Annotated in this window: 5 protein-coding genes; 2 read left to right on the top strand and 3 right to left on the bottom strand. The window is 41.4% G+C overall.

Annotated elements, in window-relative coordinates; translation table 11 throughout:
* Window positions 1-136: 136 nt before the first annotated feature.
* Window positions 137-1,528 carry a cytochrome P450 gene (locus AC5JMF_RS28655; protein ID WP_495799100.1) on the top strand — a complete coding sequence of 464 codons (1,392 nt, stop codon included), beginning with the start codon at window positions 137-139 and terminating at the stop codon, window positions 1,526-1,528.
* A 42-nt stretch (window positions 1,529-1,570) separates the two neighbouring features.
* Here AC5JMF_RS28655 and AC5JMF_RS28650 read toward each other — a convergent pair whose 3' ends face one another.
* The 3 genes from AC5JMF_RS28650 to AC5JMF_RS28640 form a co-directional block, all read right to left on the bottom strand.
* Window positions 1,571-2,557, bottom strand: a complete 987-nt coding sequence (locus AC5JMF_RS28650; RefSeq protein WP_495799099.1) for a YihY/virulence factor BrkB family protein — start codon at window positions 2,555-2,557, stop codon at window positions 1,571-1,573.
* A gap of 247 nt (window positions 2,558-2,804) precedes the next feature.
* Entirely contained in the window at window positions 2,805-2,954 is a 150-nt protein-coding gene (locus tag AC5JMF_RS28645; protein ID WP_495799098.1) for a hypothetical protein, read from the bottom strand.
* A 198-nt stretch (window positions 2,955-3,152) separates the two neighbouring features.
* On the bottom strand, window positions 3,153-4,685 hold the full coding sequence (locus tag AC5JMF_RS28640; RefSeq protein ID WP_495799101.1) for a YifB family Mg chelatase-like AAA ATPase: 1,533 nt from the start codon (window positions 4,683-4,685) through the stop codon (window positions 3,153-3,155).
* A gap of 55 nt (window positions 4,686-4,740) precedes the next feature.
* Between AC5JMF_RS28640 and AC5JMF_RS28635 the strand changes: the two genes are divergently transcribed.
* Complete coding sequence (locus AC5JMF_RS28635; RefSeq protein ID WP_495799097.1) at window positions 4,741-5,091, top strand: histidine triad nucleotide-binding protein; 351 nt, start codon at window positions 4,741-4,743, stop codon at window positions 5,089-5,091.
* The last annotated feature ends 195 nt before the right edge of the window (window positions 5,092-5,286 follow it).

Raw genomic sequence — 5,286 nt, 5'->3', positions numbered from 1 at the left:
GGACTCGCTCTAAGCGAAGCTATGCCGCAGGCTTTACGCTACGAAGCGCGTAATTAAGTTTTGTCCCCACTGGGCTTTGCTAACGTGGGAGCCCCGAGTTCCCGATTCCCAATTCCCCATTTTCTTAAATATTGCTATGCAACTACCTAACCTTCTTTCAACACCCTCTTTTGTGCAAAAAATTCAGTGGGTTGCTGACCCAGTAAGTTATTTGGAGAATGCAGCTCAACAACATCCAGATATTTTTACTGGTAAGATAGTCGGTTTTGGGGAAACAGTAGTATTTGTTAACCATCCCCAGGCAATTCAGGAAATTTTAACTAATGATAGAAAGAAGTTTGTTGCCGTTGGTGAACTCAACAGACTTATGCAACCTTTTGTAGGTAAGAGTTCAGTTCTCATGCTAGAGGGCGATCGCCACAAACGTCAACGAAAACTCATCATGCCCCCTTTCCATGGAGAACGAATGCAAGCCTATGGTCAACTAATTTGTCATCTAACCGAACAGATTTTTATCAAGCTACCACTAAATCAGCCTTTCTCGGCTAGAGATTTAACACAAGACATATCTTTGCAACTGATTTTACAAGTTATCTTCGGCTTGTATGAGGGCGAAAAATTTCACAAACTGAAGCATTTACTGCTGTTGCTATTAGATTATTTTCGCTCACCTTTGACTTCTAGCTTGTTCTTGTTCCCTATTTTGCAAAAAGATTTAGGAGCATGGAGTCCTTGGGGAAAATTTCTGCGCGTTCGTGAGGCAATTGACGAGTTACTCTATACTGAAATTGCCGAACGTCGGCAACAAGACAATACAGAACGCATCGATATTCTTTCGATGTTAATGTCAGCCAAAGATGAGACAGGTCAACTGATCACAGATCAAGAGTTGCGCGATCAGTTAATGTCTTTGATACTCGCTAGTTATGAAACTACAGCAACAGCAATGGCTTGGGGACTCTACTGGATTCACCAAAAACCACTAGTTCATGAAAAACTGCTCCAGGAAATTGATACCCTTGGTGATTTCCCAGATCCCATGAGTATTTATCGACTCTCATATCTGTCGGCTGTTTGTAATGAAAGCTTGCGAATTTACCCAATTATCATGTTCTCCTTTCCTAGAGTGGTGCAAGAATCCATAGAATTATTAGGACATTCTTTGCAACCAGGGACAGTTTTACTTGCTAGTATTTATCTAACTCATCAGCGTGAAGATTTATATCCCCAACCTCAAGAATTTCGACCAGAACGCTTTTTAGAACGTCAATTTTCTCCTTATGAATTTCTGCCCTTTGGTGGTGGTGTGCGTCGCTGTATTGGTGAAGCTTTATCCACATTTCAAATGAAGCTAGTATTGGCTACTATTTTGTCAAACTATGAGTTAGCGCTAGTTAATCATCAACCCGAAAAACCCCAGCGTCGAGGTTTTACCCTTGCACCTACTAGTGGAGTCAAAATGATCATTACTAGGCGACGTGTGCGTCAAGAGTCTTTAGTAACTGCGGCAACTACACCTATCTTTTAGAAATACCTCGATTTTGCTTTTAAGTAAACAGAAAAGCAATCTTTATTTAGATTTTTTCAAAAATGGAAGCAAGCGACTTAGCCACTTTGTAGAGGATGACTTTCTCGGAGGAGAATTTAATTTTAACCGAGTATTGCCATTATATTTCGTATTATCAAAAAGGTGTGTAGCATTCTTGTTTGGTACGATACCACTGCCATATTTTCTAGCATAAACCTGAGTGAATTCAGCACCGAAAAAGAGAATTTGAGCAGCATAATAAACCCAAGCTAAAATTACCACCAATGAACCGGCAGCACCATAAGTTGAGCCAAAACTGTTGTTTCCTAAATACTGTCCTAATAAAAACCTACCGATAGAGAACAACAATGATGTCAGAATAGCTCCAACTAAAACATCACTCCAAGCTACTTTCACATCTGGTAGGACTTTAAAAATCAGTCCAAACAGCAATGTAGTGATAGTAAAAGAAACAATAAAGTTGACAATCTGCCAGAGAAAACTAACACCAGGTAGTATATTACTGAAATATGTCACTGTTGCCGTTAACCCTGCACTAATTACCAAAGAAACTAGAAGTAAAAAGCCAATACTTAGCACCATCGCAAACGATAAAAAGCGCTGACGAACAATTTTCTTCACGCCGCGTCCAGGTTTCGGTTTGACTTCCCAAATTGTGTTGAGGGAGTCTTGTAACTCAGCAAATAAACCGCTAGCACCAAATAGTAAAACTACCACACTAATCATGGAAGCGATCGCACCTGTCTGTGGTTTGTTAGCATTTTTGATGGCTATTTCGATAAATTCTGCCCCATCTCTACCTACTAAGCCTTGAATTTGACGGACAATTTCCCCTCTAGCGGCATCTTCTCCGAATGCTGCACCGGCGATCGCAATTACAATAATCAGCAAGGGGGCGAGCGAAAAAATCGTGTAGTAAGCTAGTGCCGCTGCTAATCTTGAGGCTTTATCATCGCTCCATTCCTTAAAAGTCTCTTGAAAAAGTTGCCAAATCGCCTGCAAATTCATTCAATCAGTCTCCTTACAGCAGGATTTTACTCATGTCCTGATATATTTGATACTGAATTACCTAAATGACAGCATCTTCCCAAGGGTATTTATAAAGCTTCCTTGAGGCAGAAATTAACCAAATATGTGACTTTCAAGATAGAAATATCTGCAAATCAGAGGATTTTATTTACACAACGGGTAATGCGATCGCTTACTTTTGCCAATAAACCGATATCGAGAATCCAAAAGCTCAACTTGCTTTCCTCTATGTATCAGAATCTGCTGCATCTTCAGCGGTATCCAATTCCTGGCGATACTCTTGAACTGTTTCAAAGTCTGGATCATCTTTAAACACTCCTGCAAATTTCATCCAAGGTCTTTGAGATTCTTCAGCTTGAGGTAATTTGATTTCCATTGGACACTCATCTACAGCACATTTCATCTGAATGAAGTACACAAGGGCGGGCAGGATGCCCACCCCACAAGATTTATCATATTAAGATGTGTACTTCATTTACTTGCAAAGTGCTGTATATATAATCATAGCTTTAGCCTTGCGCTTCTAGCTGCTGGCAACACAAGCTAAACTAAGGTTTAATCATCAGATAATAAATTACTGCATTCTATCAATAGTACGATACTGAATTGCTTCTGCGACATAATTAGCTTGTAGCTCATCTTCTTGTGCCAAATCTGCAATAGTTCGTGCTACTTTGAGAATGCGATCGCTTGCCCTGGCTGATAAACCTAATTTTCTGATTGCTGCTTCTAATAAAGCGCGACTGGCATCATCTAATTTGCACCATTTCTGGAGATGACGACTCTGCATTTGGGCGTTGCAACGCAGATTTGATTCTTCTTGAAAACGGGTAGTAGCGCGATCGCGTGCTTGTTGCACTCGTTGACGTACTGATTGCGATGTTTCCCCTGTGGGTTGTTGGGTAATCTCTTCTGGTTTCAAGCGATTGACTGCGACTTGTAAATCAATCCGATCCATTAATGGCCCAGAAAGTTTTGCCCAGTATTGTTCACGCTGCCGTGGCGAACAAGTACATTGTTGGATAGTATCGCCATAATAACCGCAAGGACAAGGATTGGTACTCGCTACCAATGTAAATTGAGCAGGAAACATTACCGACTGTTTCGTGCGAGAAATCGTCACATAGCCATCTTCTAAAGGCTGGCGCAGAAATTCCAAAACATCACGTTTAAATTCTGTTAATTCATCCAGAAACAAGATCCCTCTGTGTGACAAAGAAATTTCACCTGGACGAGGAAAAGTACCACCACCAACCAAAGAAGGCCCAGACGCCGAATGGTGGGGACTGCGAAAAGGGCGATCGCGTACCAAGGAACCACGATTTTTTAACAAACCAGCTACCGAGTGGATGCGAGTCACTTCCAAAGATTCAGCAAAGCTTAAGGGTGGCAGAATCCCTGATAAGCGACGTGCTAACATCGTTTTGCCACTACCAGGCGGCCCAACAAAAATTAAGTTGTGTCCGCCAGCAGCAGCTATTTCTAAAGCACGGCGGGCATGAATTTGTCCTTTTACGTCTTGTAAGTCTGCCGATTGTAGAGAATGTGTATGCAAACTATTCAAACCATACAATATCTCCACAGGTTTATGACGCCCAGGATTATTTAATAAATCAACCACATCAGACAGACATTTGCAGCCATAAACACTTAACCCTTCTACTACTGCTGCTTCTTGGGCATTATCAACAGGGAGAACTACTGATGTAATTCCCATCTTTTGGGCAGTAGCGGCGATCGGTAAAACGCCGGCCACTGCGCGTAAACTACCATCTAGAGAAACTTCGCCTAAAAAGAGATAATCTCCCAATAAATCAGCGCCAACCTGCTCAGAAGCTGCCAAAATTCCCACACTAATAGGTAAATCAAAACTGGGGCCTTCCTTGCGTAAATCGGCGGGAGTTAAGTTAATCACAATCTTTCGCATAGGAAAGGCAAAACCTGCATTTTTCAGAGTTGCCTTGACTCTCTCTTTTGATTCCTGAATCGCTGAGTCCGGCAATCCTAAAATTACAGTTCCCGGTAATCCTCCTGATACATCGACTTCTACGCCAACTTTGACGGCATCGATACCTACAATAGATGCACTCCAGACTCTGGCAAGCATTTCTTCAATCACATTAAACCTTTAGAATCTCTAGCAGATGAGTAAGTAGATTGGCATGAGTGAAACTACAGAGACAATTTTTAGCAAAATCATTCGTCGGGAAATTCCAGCAGACATTATCTATGAGGATGATTTAGCGCTGGCATTCAGAGATATCCACCCGCAAGCGCCTGTTCACATCCTCCTGATTCCTAAAAAACCCATTCCCCAACTAGCTGATGCCGAATCTCAGGATCATGCTTTGTTGGGGCATCTTTTGTTAACTGCTAAGCGTATTGCTGAAGACGCAGGATTGAAAAACGGTTATCGAGTTGTGATCAACAGTGGTGATGATGGCGGTCAAACTGTCTACCACCTGCATTTACATATCTTAGGAGGACGCCAGTTACATTGGCCTCCTGGTTGATAAAACCGATGAATCGCATCACCTGACGCGATTCATCAGAAAAGCAAATACCTATAATAAGTAACAAATATGTTAATATAACTTTACAAAAATTAATTTTACGTTTAATGTAATAAACAGGTAAGCAAATTCACTTATCCAACACATACATAAACGAAAAGCAATCATAAAACCATGACCGCAACCTTACAACAG

Source organism: Desmonostoc vinosum (assembly GCF_059505385.1).
This window is presented reverse-complemented; position numbering and strand designations above follow the sequence as displayed.

What these genes read in the sequence shown, in the direction of transcription:
- AC5JMF_RS28640 (WP_495799101.1), bottom strand. Translation starts at nt 4,685, where the DNA reads ATGCTTGCCAGAGTCTGGAGTGCATCTATTGTAGGTATCGATGCCGTC.
- AC5JMF_RS28655 (WP_495799100.1), top strand. Translation starts at nt 137, where the DNA reads ATGCAACTACCTAACCTTCTTTCAACACCCTCTTTTGTGCAAAAAATT.
- AC5JMF_RS28635 (WP_495799097.1), top strand. Translation starts at nt 4,741, where the DNA reads ATGAGTGAAACTACAGAGACAATTTTTAGCAAAATCATTCGTCGGGAA.
- AC5JMF_RS28650 (WP_495799099.1), bottom strand. Translation starts at nt 2,557, where the DNA reads ATGAATTTGCAGGCGATTTGGCAACTTTTTCAAGAGACTTTTAAGGAA.
- AC5JMF_RS28645 (WP_495799098.1), bottom strand. Translation starts at nt 2,954, where the DNA reads ATGGAAATCAAATTACCTCAAGCTGAAGAATCTCAAAGACCTTGGATG.